Source organism: Cupriavidus sp. GW821-FHT07C08, assembly GCF_059419025.1.
Genome location: NZ_JBWKQZ010000023.1, coordinates 86,125 through 103,441, shown reverse-complemented (window position 1 = coordinate 103,441; position 17,317 = coordinate 86,125). Strand labels below are relative to the sequence as shown.

The 17,317-nt window shown below is 61.2% G+C and carries 13 protein-coding genes and 3 pseudogenes; 13 read left to right on the top strand and 3 right to left on the bottom strand.

The window, feature by feature from the left end; all coding sequences use genetic code 11:
- The first annotated feature begins 4 nt into the window (after positions 1–4).
- The 10 genes from AC07UK_RS25835 to AC07UK_RS25790 all read left to right on the top strand — a co-directional run bounded on the left by AC07UK_RS25835 (position 5) and on the right by AC07UK_RS25790 (position 11,271).
- Entirely contained in the window at positions 5–1,273 is a 1,269-nt protein-coding gene (locus AC07UK_RS25835) for an LLM class flavin-dependent oxidoreductase (RefSeq protein WP_494686640.1), read from the top strand.
- On the top strand, positions 1,270–2,139 hold the full coding sequence (locus AC07UK_RS25830) for an alpha/beta fold hydrolase (RefSeq protein WP_494686641.1): 870 nt from the start codon (positions 1,270–1,272) through the stop codon (positions 2,137–2,139). The genes AC07UK_RS25835 and AC07UK_RS25830 overlap by 4 nt, the downstream gene beginning before the upstream one ends.
- Positions 2,139–2,924 (top strand): 2-keto-4-pentenoate hydratase, encoded by a 786-nt coding sequence (locus tag AC07UK_RS25825; protein WP_494686642.1) that lies wholly within the window; start codon positions 2,139–2,141, stop codon positions 2,922–2,924. Before AC07UK_RS25830 ends, AC07UK_RS25825 begins: the two co-directional genes overlap by 1 nt.
- A gap of 11 nt (positions 2,925–2,935) precedes the next feature.
- Positions 2,936–3,898 (top strand): acetaldehyde dehydrogenase (acetylating), encoded by a 963-nt coding sequence (locus AC07UK_RS25820; RefSeq protein WP_494686643.1) that lies wholly within the window; start codon positions 2,936–2,938, stop codon positions 3,896–3,898.
- On the top strand, positions 3,895–4,932 hold the full coding sequence (dmpG, locus tag AC07UK_RS25815; protein ID WP_494686644.1) for a 4-hydroxy-2-oxovalerate aldolase: 1,038 nt from the start codon (positions 3,895–3,897) through the stop codon (positions 4,930–4,932). Before AC07UK_RS25820 ends, dmpG begins: the two co-directional genes overlap by 4 nt.
- 190 nt (positions 4,933–5,122) lie before the next feature.
- Complete coding sequence (locus AC07UK_RS25810) at positions 5,123–6,373, top strand: adenylate/guanylate cyclase domain-containing protein (RefSeq protein ID WP_494686645.1); 1,251 nt, start codon at positions 5,123–5,125, stop codon at positions 6,371–6,373.
- Positions 6,374–7,010: 637 nt separating this feature from the next.
- Positions 7,011–7,973: a LysR family transcriptional regulator gene (locus tag AC07UK_RS25805; RefSeq protein WP_494686646.1), complete on the top strand. Its 963-nt coding sequence runs from the start codon at positions 7,011–7,013 to the stop codon at positions 7,971–7,973.
- 134 nt (positions 7,974–8,107) lie between these two features.
- A complete protein-coding gene (locus tag AC07UK_RS25800) occupies positions 8,108–9,076 on the top strand; it encodes a Bug family tripartite tricarboxylate transporter substrate binding protein (protein ID WP_494686647.1) in 969 nt (322 codons plus the stop codon).
- Positions 9,077–9,086: 10 nt separating this feature from the next.
- Complete coding sequence (locus AC07UK_RS25795) at positions 9,087–10,310, top strand: CaiB/BaiF CoA transferase family protein (protein ID WP_494686648.1); 1,224 nt, start codon at positions 9,087–9,089, stop codon at positions 10,308–10,310.
- A 37-nt stretch (positions 10,311–10,347) separates the two neighbouring features.
- Positions 10,348–11,271: an enoyl-CoA hydratase-related protein gene (locus AC07UK_RS25790; RefSeq protein ID WP_494686649.1), complete on the top strand. Its 924-nt coding sequence runs from the start codon at positions 10,348–10,350 to the stop codon at positions 11,269–11,271.
- 119 nt (positions 11,272–11,390) lie between these two features.
- Here the strand turns inward: AC07UK_RS25790 and AC07UK_RS25785 are convergent.
- Both AC07UK_RS25785 and AC07UK_RS25780 read right to left on the bottom strand, forming a co-directional pair.
- A pseudogene (locus tag AC07UK_RS25785) lies at positions 11,391–12,124 on the bottom strand (TIGR00366 family protein); the annotation flags it as partial.
- A gap of 108 nt (positions 12,125–12,232) precedes the next feature.
- Entirely contained in the window at positions 12,233–12,370 is a 138-nt protein-coding gene (locus AC07UK_RS25780) for a hypothetical protein (RefSeq protein ID WP_494686650.1), read from the bottom strand.
- A 331-nt stretch (positions 12,371–12,701) separates the two neighbouring features.
- On the opposite strand from AC07UK_RS25780, the gene AC07UK_RS25775 reads away from it, so the two are divergent.
- Positions 12,702–12,959: a hypothetical protein gene (locus AC07UK_RS25775; protein ID WP_183035892.1), complete on the top strand. Its 258-nt coding sequence runs from the start codon at positions 12,702–12,704 to the stop codon at positions 12,957–12,959.
- Between the two features lie 48 nt (positions 12,960–13,007).
- Here AC07UK_RS25775 and AC07UK_RS25770 read toward each other — a convergent pair.
- Positions 13,008–14,715, bottom strand: a pseudogene (locus tag AC07UK_RS25770) (Tn3 family transposase); the annotation flags it as partial.
- 1 nt (position 14,716) lies between these two features.
- On the opposite strand from AC07UK_RS25770, the pseudogene AC07UK_RS25765 reads away from it, so the two are divergent.
- A pseudogene (locus AC07UK_RS25765) lies at positions 14,717–15,322 on the top strand (IS3 family transposase); the annotation flags it as partial.
- Between the two features lie 106 nt (positions 15,323–15,428).
- Positions 15,429–16,115, top strand: coding sequence for a hypothetical protein (locus tag AC07UK_RS25760; RefSeq protein ID WP_494686651.1), 687 nt, complete (start codon positions 15,429–15,431; stop codon positions 16,113–16,115).
- Positions 16,116–17,317 lie beyond the last annotated feature (1,202 nt).

The window sequence follows — 17,317 nt, the reverse complement described above, 5'->3', positions numbered from 1 at the left end:
GGAAATGAAGATCAATTACTTCCAGCAGGTCCCTTACCGGTCCTTGCCAAACGATTTCGAGAACCGCTTCGAATCGGTCGTGACGACCCCCTATTCGCTTACCACGCCTGCAGGCGTGCGCTCCGCCTACCGCGACGCACTGGACGAGATGCTGTATGCGGCAAGGGCCGGCTTCGATGGCCTCGCCATCACCGAGCACGGCCAAAGCGCGTACGACATGATGCCGAACCCGGACCTTTTCGAAGCGGCGCTGGCCTACATCACCGAGGCCGAGGGGATTGAAACCGCGATCTACCCCATCGGTCGCTCGCTGGGCAAGACGCGCGAGCCATTGCGGGTCGCCGAGGAACAGGCGATGCTTGACTGCATGTCGGGCGGACGCCTGGTATGCGGGTTTCCAATCGGGCTTGCCTACGACGCTAATGTGAATAATGGTGTCCCGCCGCTTGAGACGCGCCCCCGGTTCGACGAAAACCTCGAGCTGATCCTTCGCGCCTGGCAGGAACCCAAGCCCTTCGCCTGGAACGGCAGGTTTTCGCAACATGCCGAAGTCAACATCTGGCCGCGGCCAATCCAAAACCGGCCGCACCCACCGGTGTGGATCACCGCGATCGGCAACCCGAACACCATGAAGTTCATTGTCGACCGCGACTACGGCTTCAACTACTTCGGGTGGTTCGGCGCGAAGGAGACCGGCAAGCGAATCTTCGACCGCTTCCGCGAGATCGAGGAGCAGGCCGGAAAAACGCCGAACCCGTATCGCATCGGCTTCATGCAGTCGATTGCCGTTGCGGAGACCGATGCCGAGGCAGAAAGGCTGTACGCCAAGCACGCCGAGTACTTCTTTCGCAAGGCGCTGGGTGGCATCGGCATGCATCGCCTTGCGCTTCCCGGCGGCATTGATATCCGTGGCCTGGAGTTCATCTTCCGCGACCCGAAGGACTTCGGCATGTACGAAAGGATGCGGACCGCGACCTTCAAGGACCTGGTCGCGTCGGGGGCGCTCGTCTGCGGCAGCGTCAGCACGGTGAAGGCGCAACTGCTGGATTTCGCGCGCGAGTTCGGCATCGGCAATCTCCACGCCATGCTGCAGTTCGGCTCGATGCCGAAGGAACTGGCGCAATACAACATCGACATGTTCGCAAGGCACGTCATGCCGGACCTGAAGAAGCTCTGGGCCAGCGACGGATACCAGCACCACTGGTGGCCGGAGCGTCTTGGCGGCGTGCCGCAGCAGGCGGCCGAACAACTCACTGTGGAAGGGCAATCATGAACCAGCAAACCTCCAAGCTCCGCGAACGGAGCCTGACCTCTGGCTTTGGCGAATCTAGCAACGCTGCCGTCGAGGAGCGACACGTCCTTGTCTGGGGCGAACGTGTCAACCTGCGCGTCAAGATCGTCGGCCAAGGCCGCGATGTCCTGTACCTGCACCCCTCCGGCGGCTTGGTCCTGGACGACTTCCTACTCGATCTGGCAGCGTCCTACCGAATCCATGCTCCCGAATTTCCAGGAACCAGCCCCGAAGATCCTTACGCCGTCCGGCAACTTGAGGATCTGCACGACATCGTCCTCGCCTATGAAGAGGCCGTGAGACGCCTTGGCCTGGATCGTCCGATCGTGATCGGCCAGAGCTTCGGCGGTATGCTGGCGGCCGAGTTGGCATCGACATTCCCGGATCTGTTCAGCGCCGTCGTGCTGCTCGATCCCATCGGACTGTGGCGCGACGACATGCCAGTCGTGAACTGGAATGCGATTCCCGCGGCCGATATGCCGTCTCTGCTGTTCGCGAATCCGGACAGCGAGGAGGCGCGCGCATTCCTGGCGTTGCCCGAGGAACCGGAAGCAATGTCCAAAGCGTTGGCCGCGCGCATATGGACGCTAGGTTGCACGGGTTCGTTCGTCTGGCCGATTCCGGATCAGGGTCTGGCCAAGCGGCTTCATCGCCTTCAGGCTCCGACACAGATCATATGGGGTCGGGAGGACAAGCTCGTGTCGGCCGCCTATGCCGCGAAGTTTCAGGACCTGATCTCCGACAGCGAGGTCACGATCATCGACAACTGCGGACATATCCCACAGGTGGAAAAGCGTTCCGAGACGTTCGATGCGGTGACGTGTTTCCTTGAAAAGGTAGAAGCCTGATGAACGCGGCAGATATCAAGGCCGCGGCGGACCTGCTCCACCACGCCGAACGGACCTCGACATGGATCGAGCCGTTGCGGCGCACGTACGAAGGCCTCGTCATCGATGACGCCTACGCGATCCAGCAACTCAATATCGAGCGTCGAATCACTGCCGGCGGCAGGAAGGTCGGCAGCAAGATCGGCCTGACGTCCGCTGCGGTCCAGAAGCAGCTCGGCGTCGACCAGCCAGACTTCGGCATCCTCCTGGACGACATGGCTTATGCCCAGGACGAGCCGGTGCCGTGGTCCGCGCTCTCCCAGCCGAAGATCGAGGCCGAGATTGCGTTTGTAATGGGCCGGGATGTGTCGGGCGACGCAGTCACGCACCGAGAGCTGGAACAGGCCGTCGATCACGTCCTGCCGGCGCTGGAGATTGTCGGCAGTCGTATCCGTGATTGGGACATCCGCATCGCCGACACCATTGCCGACAACGCTTCCTCATCCGCATTCATGCTGGGGTCCGTCCCGCACCGGCTGAAGGACGTGGACTTGCGCCTCTGTGGCATGGTCACCGAGAGACAGGACGAGATCGTCTCGCTGGGTTGCGGCGCGGCCTGCATGGGGCATCCGCTTAATGCGCTGCTCTGGCTTGCCCGGACCATGGCGGCTCGCGGCGCGCCCCTGAGGGCCGGCGATGTCGTGCTCTCTGGCGCGCTCGGCCCGATGGTTTCGGTCCGGCCAGGAGACATATTCGAAGCGCACATACAAGGCATGGGTTCCGTTCGTGCTGTTTTCGAACGCTGACAGGAGTCGACATGGAGAAGAAGGTAAAAGTGGCGATCATCGGTCCCGGCAATATCGGTACGGACTTGATGATCAAGGTGATGCGGCACGGCAAGCACCTGGAAATGGCTGCGATGGTTGGGGTCGATCCGGGATCGGATGGGCTCGCCCGAGCCAGTCGCCTCGGCGTGGCGACCACTGCCGAAGGCATTGACGGCCTGCTCAAGCTGGATGTTTTTGACGAGATCGATGTCGTGTTCGATGCGACCTCCGCCGGCGCGCACAAGCGGCACAACGACGTGCTGCAGCAGCATGGCCTCCAGGTCATTGACCTGACACCGGCGGCAATCGGGCCGTATGTAATTCCGGCGATCAACCTGGAAAGCGAGGACGCAAGCAATATGAACATGGTCACCTGCGGTGGCCAGGCAACCATTCCCATCGTTGCCGCTGTTTCACAGGTAGCCACAGTCCACTACGCGGAGATCGTCGCTTCCATTTCCAGCAAGTCGGCGGGCCCCGGAACGCGGGCGAACATCGATGAATTCACCGAGACCACGCGTCTGGCCATCGAATTGCTGGGCGGCGCAGCGCGCGGGAAGGCAATCATCATCCTGAATCCGGCGGAGCCGCCGCTCATCATGCGCGACACCGTGTTCGTGCTGTCCGACCGCGCCGATACGCGGAAAATCGAAGACAGCATCAAGCGGATGGTGGAGCGCGTTCAGACCTATGTGCCGGGCTACCGCCTGAAGCAGGCCGTCCAGTTCGATGACATCCCGGCCGACAAGCCGGTCAACATACCGGGCATCGGGCCGAAGCACGGCCTGAAGACCTCCGTCTTCCTCGAAGTCGAGGGGGCAGCCCACTACCTGCCGTCCTACGCCGGCAACCTGGACATCATGACGTCCGCCGCGCTGGCTTGCGGGGAGATGATGGCCCGCCGCAGGATGGAATCCGGCATTGCGCGAGGCAGCAAGGAGACATGCCAATGACAACGCTGAAAAGGAAACTCTACATCTCCGACGTGACATTGCGCGACGGCAGCCATGCGATCCGTCACCAGTACAGCATCGCGCATATCAGGGCCATTGCTGCCGCGCTCGACCAGGCCGGCGTCGACAGCATCGAAGTGGCACATGGCGACGGACTCGAAGGATCGAGCTTCAACTACGGCTTCGGCGCGCATTCCGATGTCGAATGGATCGCCGCGGCTGCCGAAAGCGTGCAGCGCGCAAGGATTGCCACCCTGCTGCTGCCGGGTATCGGCACTACCCATGATCTGCGCAGCGCCTACGATGCGGGTGCCCGGGTAGTCCGCGTAGCAACGCATTGCACGGAGGCCGACGTATCGCGGCAGCATCTGGAATATGCGCGGGAGCTTGGCATGGATCCCGTGGGCTTCCTGATGATGAGCCACATGACCACGCCGCAAGGGCTGGCTGAACAGGCGAAGCTCATGGAGAGCTATGGGGCCACGTGCGTCTACGTCGTCGATTCGGGCGGCGCGCTGAGCATGAACGACATCCGCGATCGCTTTCGCGCTTTCAGGGACGTGCTAAAGCCGGAGACGGAAATCGGCATCCATGCCCACCATAACCTGAGCCTTGGAGTCGCCAACTCCATGGCGGCTGTCGAAGAGGGTTGCACGCGGGTCGACGCAAGCCTTGCCGGAATGGGTGCAGGCGCCGGGAATGCGCCGCTGGAGGTGTTCGTCGCTGCAGCGGAACGACAGGGGTGGAATCACGGCTGTGACCTTTATCGACTGATGGATGCGGCCGACGATCTCGTGCGCCCGTTGCAGGATCGTCCGGTGCGCGTGGATCGCGAAACCCTCGCCCTTGGCTATGCAGGGGTATATTCGAGCTTCCTGCGACATGCGGAGATCGCCGCGGCCAAGTACGGGCTGAAGACCGTCGATATCCTTGTAGAACTCGGCAAACGGAAAATGGTCGGGGGGCAGGAAGACATGATCGTCGATGTAGCGCTGGACCTCTTGTCGCCAAATCGTCGAGAGACCTCAATCTAAGGCGAGGCCCAATACATCGGGCAAGCTACTGAGGAAGGAATGCGTGCTCCTTGAGCGTCTCCCGCTTGAGGAGCGCGGACTCTTCTGTACATCATCGCACATTCGGCGCTCACAGGCCGCCTAAACTGCTACATGGATTAGGTTCATACAGGGGCACAACTCCGCACACTTCTCGCGCGTGAGGTGCAGCATGCTTACCAATTGCCGGGTGTTTTCTGACGCCACTGAGTTCTGCGTGCGCGGCGTGACGCTCTCCGAGACGGATGATCCGAGCGCTTTGCGAGAAAAATTTGCTCGCGTCATCGTCGACGATATGTATCAGTTCGTCGGATTGCTCGATGTCAACGGCATGATTCTTGAGATCAATCGTGCAGCCGTCGAGAGTTTCGGCATTCGAATGGACCAGGTCAGGGGAACGCCATTTTGGGATGCTGATTGGTGGGGTGTCTCGCAGGACACCAGAACCGCAGTACGTGAGCTTATCCAGCGTGCCGGACAAGGTGAATTCGTCCGTTGCGACTTCGAAGTCTACTCGCGCCTGGCGCCTGAAGAGACGATCAGCGTCGATTTCTCGCTCCTGCCCATTCGAAATCAAAAAGGCGACATCGTCTTCCTGCTCCCCGAGGGACGGAATATTACCGAGAAGAAGCGGGCCGAGGCGGAGATCGCCAGGAAGAATGAAGAATTACGGGCGAGCCACGAGCTAATCCGCCGACAACGCGACGAGCTGCAAGTCCTATATGAGCAGATCGTTGCCGAGCAGAAACTCTCGGAACGACTCTTGCTCAGTCTATTGCCGTATCCAATTGCCAAGCGGCTGAAGGCGCGCCCAGATCTTGTTCCAGGTGATATTCCTGAGATCATTGCTGATAGTCTGCCAGAGGTAACCGTGTTGTTCGCAGATATCGTAGCGTTCACACAATTTTCCTCGGGGATGAGTCCGGAGCGGCTGGTGGGCGTCCTCAATGAAATCTTTACTGATTTCGATGTCATTGCAGATCAGTACCGCCTCGAAAAGATCAAAACTATTGGTGATGCCTACATGGCGGCTTCTGGCCTGCCTGAGCCCGCAACAGACCACGCCGTTCGTGCAGCGTACATGGCGATCGACATGATGGACGCACTGCACCGCTTCAACCAACGACGAGGTTACGACCTGCAGATGCGCATCGGCATCAATAGCGGCGCCGTCGTTGCGGGTGTAGTTGGCAAGCACAAGTTTATCTATGACTTGTGGGGCGACGCCGTGAATACCGCAAGCCGAATGGAGTCGCACGGCGTTGCCGGACGAATACAGGTAACGGACACAACGCGTCGTCTGCTAGGTGATGCCTTTGCGTTTGAAGATCGAGGAAGGATCGCAGCGAAGGGGATGGGGGAGTTGCACACTTGGTTCCTGTGTGAGCCAAATCCGCGTCCTTCGTCACTGTTCAGAGACTAGGTGAGAACGGTCCTTCCGAATGCGGGGTTACTTGAAATTTCGAACCAGGACCAAAGCGGAAAGCGGTAAGTCTACGCGGTGATCGGTTGGATCCTGCCGTTTAGTTCTCGAAGGCAATGGTGTCGTTGTCTTGGCCTCGACTGGGGCTGAGAGCGACGTAGTTGCGCTCTATTCCTAGATGAAGGTCTCGGCCATCGCGCCTCAACAGCTTCGCTCATCCGTGGCGAGCTTCTCTTCACTTTCTCACTGGACGACCGCGTTGGTCGATGAAGCAATCTGAGTCGCTGGCGAGCGAAAGTCCGTTAGCCTGCCTGGACCTGACGTTCCAACGACTGAGGGAGCGGGCGGCTCTACGGCGCTTCATGGCCGGTCTCGGCCGGTTGCCGCCGCCTATTCACGGCTGTCTCTGATCGACCCTTCTCAGTCGTTGCGAGTACCGGAAGACAAATGGCCGCTTCCGAAGTACAACCGCCATCGCCTCCGTTGCCGTGATCATCGGACGAAGCGAACATACATCGGACTGCAAAATGTTCGATACCGGTTGGCAGTCGCGACACCGCGAATCATTCGTTCCATTACCGGAATCCGCGTAGCTCTTTTCCGACAGGCACTATCATGTGGCCATCTTAATGATGACGTGGAGTTGGAAATTAAATCAGGCAAACCTATCCCGCCATCTGCTCTGGATCGGCTGGGCAACGTTGACGTCCATACCCTATTCGCGCTTGCAGCCCTGTTACGGGGGCGAAGCGTATCGCGTGCGGCGGCCCAGATGGAAGTCTCACAGCCGGCTATGAGTCGAACCCTCGACCGCCTGCGCAACGTGTTCCAGGATGCCCTGCTGGTGCGTGAGGGCAATCATATGCTGCTGACCGCGCACAGCAAGGAATTGCTGCCGATCGTGGAAAAACTGCTGGAAACGACGGCTCAGTTGGCCGGCGTCAACGCGCCCTTTGATGCCGCCACCCACGTGCGACATTTTTCACTGGCCTGCAATGAGCATATCCAGCTCTCGCTGGCCCCCTCCTTGCTGACCGCGCTGCGCACCGCCGCTCCCTCCATCACGGCGCAATTCAGTCCATTGCATCGGAGCGGCGCCGTCGATGCGTTGGCAAGCGGCGAGCTCGATCTCTGCATTGGCTCGGCCATCCCCTCCGCGCCCGGGATCCACACTTCGCTGCTTTACTCCGAGGCGTTCGTCTGTGTGATGCGCAAGCCGCGCCACGGCGGAGGAAAGGTGCGGATCAGCCTGAAGGACTTCTGCGCTCTGCCCCACCTGGACGTCTCGCCAACCGGCCTCACCTTGCTGGGTGAACTGATCGACCGGACCATCCGCAAACAAGGCGGCTCGCGCCACGTGGTGTACACCATCTCCAGCTTCATGGCAGCGCCGCAGATCGTCAGCGAGACCGACATGATCTGCGCCATCCCGGCCAGGACGGCCAGGCGGCTGGCGTTGCCCGACAATGTCGTGGTGGCCGAGCTTGCCTTTGAGGCGCCTGCCACGGAAGTCTCGATGTTCTGGCATAACCTCACCCACCGCGATGCGGCCTGCGCTTGGCTGCGCGCCGAGATCAGCCGCGCACTCCCCGCGCGATAAGGGTCACTCGGTCATACCAGTAGTGGTATGACTGATATAGACCCACCGCGATTGGTCTGAAGTCTGTGGTTGCCTATTCTGCAGCCATGCGGGCCAGACAGAGCTCGCCCCCGATAAGTTAGCGTGGAGACAAGATGAATAGACGCACCTCCCTGCGCCTTGCCGCAGCGGCCTCGCTGCTCTCGCTGGCATTGCCTTTCAGCGCGGGCGCATACCCTGATAAGCCAATCCGCCTGATAGTGTCCTTTCCGCCCGGCAGCGGCGCCGATACCACCGCGCGCTATGTCGCACAGAAGCTTGGTGAGCGGCTGGGCAAGCCGGTGGTGGTGGAGAACCGGCCCGGTGCCAACAGCTTCATCGCCGCGCAGGCTGTGGCCAGTGCCGACCCCGACGGCCACACGATCTTCCTGGCCAGCAATTCGCCGATGGCGACCAATGTCGCGATCTTCAAGCGCTTGCCATACGACCCCGTGAAGGATTTCACGCCAGTGGCCCGTCTGACAAGCGGCGTGATGGCGGTGGTGGTGCCGGCCTCCTCCGGTGCGAAAACGATCGGCGATCTGGCAGCGCGCAGCCGGGCCCAGCCTGGCACGCTCAATTACGGCGCCGGTGCGGCCTCTTACCAGATCGCCACCGAACTTTTCCTGCACCTTGCGGGTGGCCGCGCTACGCCGGTGCCTTACAAGGGCGTCGCGCCGGCCTTGTCGGACCTTGCCGGCGACCAACTCGATTTTGCCTTTGCCGACCTCGGCGCCGTCGTTCCCTTCCTGACGGCCGGCAAGGTTCGCATGCTTGCTGTGAGCGGCGACCGACGCGTCGCCGCCTTCCCGCAGGTGCCGACGCTGCAGGAGTCGGGCTTCCGAGACTACTACATGGTCAACTGGACCGCGGCCTTCGTGCCGGCTCGTACGCCGGCGTCCATCGTCAACCTCCTTGGCGAGCATTTACAGGCGATCTACCGCTTGCCCGAAGGCGTGGCAAAGGTGCGGCAATCCTACGGCGAGCCGTTTCTTGGCGATGCCAGTGAGCTGAAGCGCTTCCAGCTTGAGGAAATCAGCCGCTGGGAGCAGGCAGCCCGGCAGGCCGGGATGCAGAAACAGTGAGATCCATACCATGACGATGAACCCGACCACGAGTGTGACCAATGACCTTCCGGCTCGCGACCTTCCGCTTACAGGCCTGACCGTGCTTGACCTGGGCCAGATCTATCAGGGACCTTATTGCGGCTTCCTGCTGGCGATGGCGGGCGCCAATGTGATCAAGATCGAGCCGCCACATGGAGAGCCGGTGCGCTCGCGTCGCGAGTCGCTGCTGCCCCTGGCCATGCTCAATTCCAACAAGCGCGGCATCACGCTGAATTTCAAGACCGAGCAAGGCCGCAGCGTCTTTCGTGACCTGGTGGCCAAGGCGGACGTGGTGCTGGAGAACTTCATGCCGGGCGTGATGGAGCGTCTTGGCCTTGGCGCCGAAGCGCTGCTGGAGATCAATCCTCGCCTGGTCTACGCCTCTGCCTCGGGCTATGGCACCAGCGGGCCGAATCGCGACCATCTTGCCATGGACCTGACCATCCAGGCGATGAGCGGCGCCATGTACGTGACAGGCTATCCCGACCGCGCCCCGGTCAAGGCAGGGCCGGCCATCAGTGATTTCCTGGGGGGGATCCACCTTTATGGCGCCATCGTGACGGCATTGTTCGAGCGCGAGCGAACCGGTCGTGGACGGATTGCCGAGATCGCCATGCAGGACGCGATGTATCCGACACTCGCCTCCAACCTGACACTGTATTACGAGGATCCCGAACGCAATCCGCGCACCGGAAACCGGCACGGGGCACTGGCAATGTCGCCCTACAACACCTATGCGGCGAAGGATGGCTACATCGCCATTATCTGCGTCACCGAAGGCCACTGGCCATCGCTGTGCCAGGCGATGGGGCGCGCCGACCTTGGCACCAATGAGCGCTACGCGACGCACACCTCGCGTTGTGAGCTGATGAGCGAGGTGGACGAACTGGTCGCTTCCTGGACCAGCGGCCTGACGCGCGCGCAGGTCATGGCGGCCAGCCAGACCTATCACTTTCCCTGTGCGCCGGTACGAACGCTCGATGAGGTTGTGCACGACCGTCATATGCACGAGCGCGGCATGCTGAGCTATGTCACGCATCCCAAATTGGGCGAGGTGGTACTGCCTAACAGCCCGCTGCGCTTTCAACAATCCCTGCCGTTGGCACTGAAGCCCAACCCGGGCCTGGGCGAGCACAACGAGGCTGTGCTAAGCGAGCTGCTCGGACTGTCGGCCAGGGCAATCGACACATTGCGCCAGCAAGGCGCGTTCTGAAACAAGAACTGGCGCCCTGCCAATAGAGAGTCCAGCCATGTCAGATTTCGTCCAGATTGTCCGCGAGGACAGCATCGCCATCCGCACCCTGAACCACCCCATACCCGCAATCATGAACGCTGACTGCCCGAGCACCAACGAGCTCATCCGCTGCGAAGTAGTGGACCGGATTGCCGTTATCACGCTCAACCGACCGGACCAACTCAATGCCTGGAACCATGAGATGGAAGCGGGATTGCGCGCTGCGCTTGAGCGCTGCCGTGACGATCGGGAGGTCCGTGTGATCGTGCTGACCGGGGCCGGCAAGGCCTTCTGCGCCGGCGCCGACCTGTCGGCGGCTCGCGCGCGGCTGGCGGAGTCCGAGCGGCAATGCGGCAATGGTACGGAGACTTCCGTATTTAGCGATGTCGCCACCAGGGAAGACTTTGGCCAGCGCTACAGCTATCTGCTGGCAATCGGCAAGCCGATCATCTGCGCCCTGAACGGTGCGGCAGCCGGGGTTGGCCTGGTGCTCTCCCTCTATTGCGATATCCGCTACGCCAGCCGCGAAGCACGGCTGGTACCCGCCTTCGTGCGGCGCGGGCTGGCCGCCGAACACGGGATTGCCTGGATCCTGCCCAGGATGATCGGCCTGTCTCGTGCGCTCGAGTGGCTAATTAGCGGGAGGTCAATGACCGCTCAGGAGGCCGAACGCGCCGGTCTGATTTCAGCGGTGCTCGAAGCCAATGGCTTCCTGCCGGCGGTGCTCGAACGTGCCGCTGCATTGGCGACCCTGTGCTCGCCCAGCGCAATGGCGGCGGCCAAGCGGCAATCGTACCTCGCGCTCGGCCAGACACTAGGTGAAAGCGTGGCGCTGGCCGAGCGCGAGATCGCGGCTTCATTGCAGGGGAGCGACTTCCGTGAGGGGGTGGCGGCCTTCCTCGACAAACGACAACCTTCGTTCTCGGGACTGGAGCGCTGAGCGGCCAGCCTGCGCGTACGTAGCTGGCGTATGCCTGAAGGTCCGGTACGAGATGGAGCGGACATCGCGATGTCTGGACGCAAGCGTTGCCGATGTCCGAAATGGCCGATCTCGGGCTGTCATGGCATCACTGGCGGAAGGTATGGGAGCGTGGTCGCAAACAACCAAAGCATCAATAGCACCAGCGGTGTGTGAACCAGCAACTGGGTGAAGGTGAAGCCCACCACATCCTTGGCGACGGCAGCATCCAGAACGGATTGATCAAGTTGGGCAGCGCCTCCGCTGCGTTGTAGACCTGCACCGCCCACCCCAGGTGGACCTGCCGTTCATTGGCAGCCTGCATGACATAGGGCGCCTCGATGATCCACTTGCCGCCGCCGGACGGGACAAAGAATCCCAGCACCGCGGAGTACATCCCCATCACAGCCGAGAAAAACTCCGTAGTAGCCATCGCGACGAAGGCGGTGGCGAGATGATGGGAGAGGGTCGCGCCATCGGTGCCGGTCGCCTTGGTGAGGATATAGGCGATGCCACCGTAGAGCGGAAACTGGATCAGCATACCTGCCGTCGACGGCACCGACCGCGCCACGGCGCGCAGGAAGCGTTTGGGCCGCCAGTTCAGCAGCATGCCGAGCAGCAGGAACAGGAAATTGTAGGTATTGAGGTTTGAGATGGCGAGGATTGGATCCTTGGTGGAAAACTCCTGGTAGAGCCAGCCCGCGCCCATGGCCACCAGCACTAGAGTCAGAAGGGGACTGTATTCCAGCCACTCGCCGGGGCGGGATGGACGCGCGAGCGCTTCATCCGCGTCGTTGAGGTCGACGCCCATGTCTGCATCGGTAAGCGCAGCCGCCCCAGCGCTCAACACACAGCTCGCCGCAGCCTCTGTATCCCCAGGACCCGCGCATCATCGCGCCGGCGACGCTTATAATCTGTTTCCATAAGCCGCTTATCTCCGCCTTCAGAACTTCATCCCTTCCACGGTCGATCCGTGCGCCTCGAATAGCTTGACGGCCATCGTCTGAAGGCTGTTCTCGCTGCTGTTGTCTGCGTCGAGGTATCCCTGATCGAACGACCGCTTGCTGAGTGGAACTGCCATGTGAATGTCTCGGTGACGCCTCGGACGAGTGGCCCTTCATGGCCGGGAAGGGACATAGGCTGGTGTTTGCCCGGCGGCTGGCGACCCTTCTCCCCCATTGGATATCGAGTCCGCCGGGATATCGGAGCAATGCGAAAATTGCCCTGGAAATTTCCCGATTCTAGTCAAATCTGGGCTCTGTCCCAGTTGACGAACATCAGAGGGCCGGTGTAGCGCTGCAACCAAGCGAGGCTCCCAGCGGTAGGCGTTCTACAATAGGGAGCGCCGCGTTGCTCAGTCCTTCCGGCAGCGCCTCCACGATTCCGCCTCGAACCCCAACTGGAGCCAATCGATGGCCACTTCGTCATTTGTCTGGCCGAAGGATGTAGCGGTTGAGCGCGAGCTCATGCCAGGAGGCACCTTCGTCTACCATCTGTCGCATGCGGCAATCGGCAAGCTGGGCCGCATCCTCCTGACGCCAGCTCCCGGCGGTGGCGCCCGGCTTGACTGCGAGGTCTACAGCGAAGGGCCGGCCAGCATGATTGAGCGTCGTCGCGCGGTGATCGAACCGCTGGCACGTGCCGTCTCGGCGAAGCTCGACGGCCGGTGAAGCGTGATGGGCCAAGAAGCCTGGTCCCGGTTCCAGGCTTGGCTGCCTCTAACCGGCCTGCTGATGCAGGGCTGATTGATCCAGCGCCGTTGCGAGGTTCGGCAGGAGGCGATGGGCATAGCGTGCAATCGGAAAGTCGAAGGTGCCGCGCAGGTTGATGCCTTCCAGATGAGTCGGGGCAATTTGGCGCAGGTCTTCGGCGCGCATGGCTTCGCCGCCGATCGCCTCGATGGCATCGAGCGCGCGCTGCATGTGCAGCGTGTTCCAAGCCATTACGGCATTCGACAACAAGGTCAGCGCCGATGACACCGCCGCCAGCGACGCATCATGCCGGGTCAGTTCGAGCGGAATCTTTCCGTAGTGGATGGCCCGCTGCACCGTGTGGACCGCCTCGCCTCGGTTCAAGGCATGCTGCATCTCGTGGCGGAACGCAGGAATGGTGAAATAGTCAATCAGGAAGATGGTGCGAAACAGCCGGCCGAGATGCACGCCCGCTTCATAGACAGGCTGGCCCTTCGCCGCCGCGCCAAAGCGCGTGAGCGCCTGGACGGCGGTGCATTGCCCGCTCTGCACCGATGCCGCAATGCGGACCAGTTCGTCCCAGGCGTGCTCGATCAGATCCAGCCGGACATCCGCGTCCGTCACCGAAGCCAATTCGGCCAATATGTCGTGGTCCCTGGGCACATGGAGACGGCGGTCGCGCAGATGCGCAAGCCGTGGACAAAGATCAAAGCCAAGCAGCCGGGAGTGGCTCATGGCGAAATCGGTAAAGCCGTGGGTATCGACAGCCAGTTGCGCCACGTCTTCCGATCCGCTCTGGCGGATGACGCCCTCGATGGCCGCGCCGGCCTGCCGCTCATTGAGCAGGATCGGCTGGTCGTAGAAGATGCCCCAGCGGTCGCGGACATGCGTGTACATGCCTATCGATTTCGTGCGCCGGCGCGGATCGGCCCGTGCCCGCCAGACCGTGCGCGTGGTCTCCAGTGACATCATGTCCGATGATGCCAGATCGGCGCGCCCCCAGTGTTGGGCAATCGGATGCTGGTGCATGAAGACCAGGACAGCATCGGCGGCCTGGCGGAGTTTGCGCTCGTCCGCGATGCGATGCATCATTTGTCGGATCGCGCTGGGCGACAACTCCGGCACCATGCGTGCGAGGTCTGCCGCCGACATCGAGGTGCCGTGCGCCAGTACCGCGGCGTAGACCATCAGCAGCTCGCTGCGCGAATGCGGTTCCCGGCCCAGCAGGAGCCAACTGAAGTGGGTGCTGCTATCAATCTCCAGCAGGATTTCCGGCAATTGCCCACCGGGGTGCCGCTCGAACAGCGCGCGCCGCAACGCCTCCACGGAGGCTTCCGGCCTCGTTGCCGTGAGCGGATCGATATGGATCGCGCTATCAATCTTCAGTTCGCCGCGCAAGGCCGCGTCTCGCAACTTGGCGAGCCCCGCATCCAAATGTGCCACCACGGGCTCCAGAAAAGCCTTGGCGTCCTGCGGCAGCTTGAGATGACCGTAGAAATGGTTACGCCGGGCCTGCCAATCCTCGTTGGAAATCAGCAGTGCCGCCTGGCTACGGAATGCGAAGCTGTGGTCCAGGAAAACCGAGCCATTACGCAGCGCCACCCGTAGGGCAAACAGCGTCCCCCATTCGAAGGCGGCCAGCGCCCGTTTGCGATCCTGGCCCTCTAATGCTGGCTGCCAGGCGCCTCAATCGAGCCGTCACCCGATCAGGGAGCCAGTCGGCCCTCCACGCATAGATGAAGCGCATGGGCATCGAGGCGCTATACCGTCGGCCGAACACGAGCCGCAAGAATGCAGCGCACAAGATCTGGCCGTACCTGCTGCGCGACCGGAAGATTGATCGCGCCAACCAGGTGTGGGCGCTGGACACGACCTACATTCCGATGGCGCGGGGCTTCGTGTATCTGACGGCGGTGGTGGACTGGGCGACCCGCAAAGTACTGGCCCACCGGGTGGCAATCACTCTGGAGAGCTGCCATGCTGTCGAGGCGCTTGAGGAGGCCTTTGCGAAATACGGCTCGCCGGAGATCGTCAACACTGACCAGGGCAGCCAGTTCACCGCCACGGAGTTCACCCACGCCGTGCTTGACCGCGGCATCCAGCTGCTGTCGATGGACGGCAAGGGCAGTTGGCGCGACAACGTGTTCGTCGAACGCCTTTGGCGCAGCGTCAAATACGAGGAGGTCTACCTGAAAGCCTACGACTCGGTGAGCCATGCACGCCGCTCTATCGCTAACTACCTGACCTGGTACAACCAACGACGGCCCCATTCCAGTCTGGCGGACCAGACCCCGGATGAGGCATACTTCGCGACGCTGCCAGCGATCAAATTGGCAGCCTGACTGCCCCAGCGCTTCCACTTAAAAATTCCGGATCCCTGTCCGAACAAGCGAAGCCACCTCTAAGCCGGCAAGCCCGCCAGGTCCCCAAAGCTAAAGAGGATGAGACTTGCGCAATCGATCCTGGGCCGCCTTGGTTTCACTCGCCTTTGTATGCTCGCTGGCTTTCGCACGTGTGCCGGTAGAAGTGTCGGAGAAATATTCAGCGATTGTCCTCGACAAAGTCGTCGCCTTCCCTGGGAAGGAGGCGCTGAAGGGGCAGATCTATCCGACCCGCGACGGTGATAGCTACGTGGCCATGGTATGGGCCAGTGGGCCAGGTGCGACAGTTGTGACATATCCAGCCGTCGAGGCAGATCGCAAAGACTTTTCCAAGCCAACCAGCTATGGTGAGGTAAAGGACAAGTGGGTTCGTCGGTTCGACTTCTCGGCAGTGGAGAGGGACGGGATTGCCATCTACGTTACCCCAACGGCCAATAAGCCAATTCGCGCTCGACTGACAATTCTCCGTTTTGGCGTCCGCACGGTCGAGCAACGTGCCGTGTTAGAGCGTGCGCTGCGTTTTCCATTGGATACGCTCGACTCGGTTTATGAGCTTCCCAAGTTCAAGCTCAGTGTGAAGCCATGTGGCGAGGTGAACGCCTATTCCGCTCCCGACGTTACCATCTGCACGGAATTAATCAACGACCTGCTCGAGAAGGGCGCCGGTGACGCGCTTCCCATGATCGTCTTGCATGAAGTTGGACATACGCTGTTGAATCTCTGGGGGCTCCCGGGATGGGACAACGAGGCATAGTGGACGAGTTTGCGGCATCCTTGTTGGCCACAGGCCGCCCAGAGGCGTTGAGGGCCATGGCGAAATGGTTGCGATCGCAAGACTCGCTTAGTGCTGCAGCGGCACAGCTATCGAATGACGATCGTCACAGCGTCCCAATCCAGCGGGCGCGCAATATCGAACGAATCCTTGCAGATGCCGCTGCGGCCTCACCCACGGCGCAGGGCATGCGGCTTTCACCCACGCAAATGAGGTGGTTTGCCTTGTTAGGGGAGCACATCAAACGGGAAGCGGAATCCGTAGTCACCCAGCGGGCGCCGAGTGAGATAAAGTTTAACACTCCAAAACCCTCCCAAAGCCCGCCAACCGTCGAGGTCGAGGCATGGGGTACTTGCGACCGACTGACAATCGCCGGCGCTGATGCGACACAGCTTTGTGCTAAGAGCGTACGCCGGACTATCTTTCCCAGCGGGAGAACCGCAATTGTCGTCGCTACGTTGAACAAGGTCCCTCTGATACTTTCGACGGGGCCAGAAGAGCCGGGCACAGAGGGGGTGTCAACTTTTCCGATAGAAACGGTCGGCGTCTATCGGGGCCAAGGCGAGGGGATTGAATATCTGGCCGCCCACGGAAAATGCGCCATTGCCAAAGCCGCAAAATCAAGCACACTCCAGTGCGACTTAGCCACAGACAAGGACGGCACACAGAGTGGTGTACGGTTCCGCTTCCAAAATTGGACATCGCTCACGCATGCCGATGTGGCGGCTCAGATTCCACGCAGGGACGCTAAGCCAAGCGACTCACCCGTTCCGCAGCCATCAGCAACCACTGTAGTCGAGGCTCACGGCTTCTGCGACCGGTTAATAATAGGTGGCGTAGACTTGACTACGCTCTGCGGCGATACGGTTCAGAGGACAACATATCCCACTGGACGTACGGGAATCGTGGTCGCAACAAAGCACAAAGTCCCGCTGATTCTTTCGACGGCCCCGGAGGAAATGACAAGCGGAGGCGTACGCTCGTACTCGGTCGAGACAGTTGGCGTATATCGCGGAGAGGGACAAGGGACGGAGTAACGACTGACGGTCCAATATTTGCGGTCGCTCTATCAACGAGAGCCTTTGCCAGTTGTTCGTGAGCTTCTGTGGGGAGGTCCACCGCCTGCGCCTCCTGGTTCTTCGTGCCAATCAGCTTCAGCAGGAAATGACGGCGCATATCCGCCG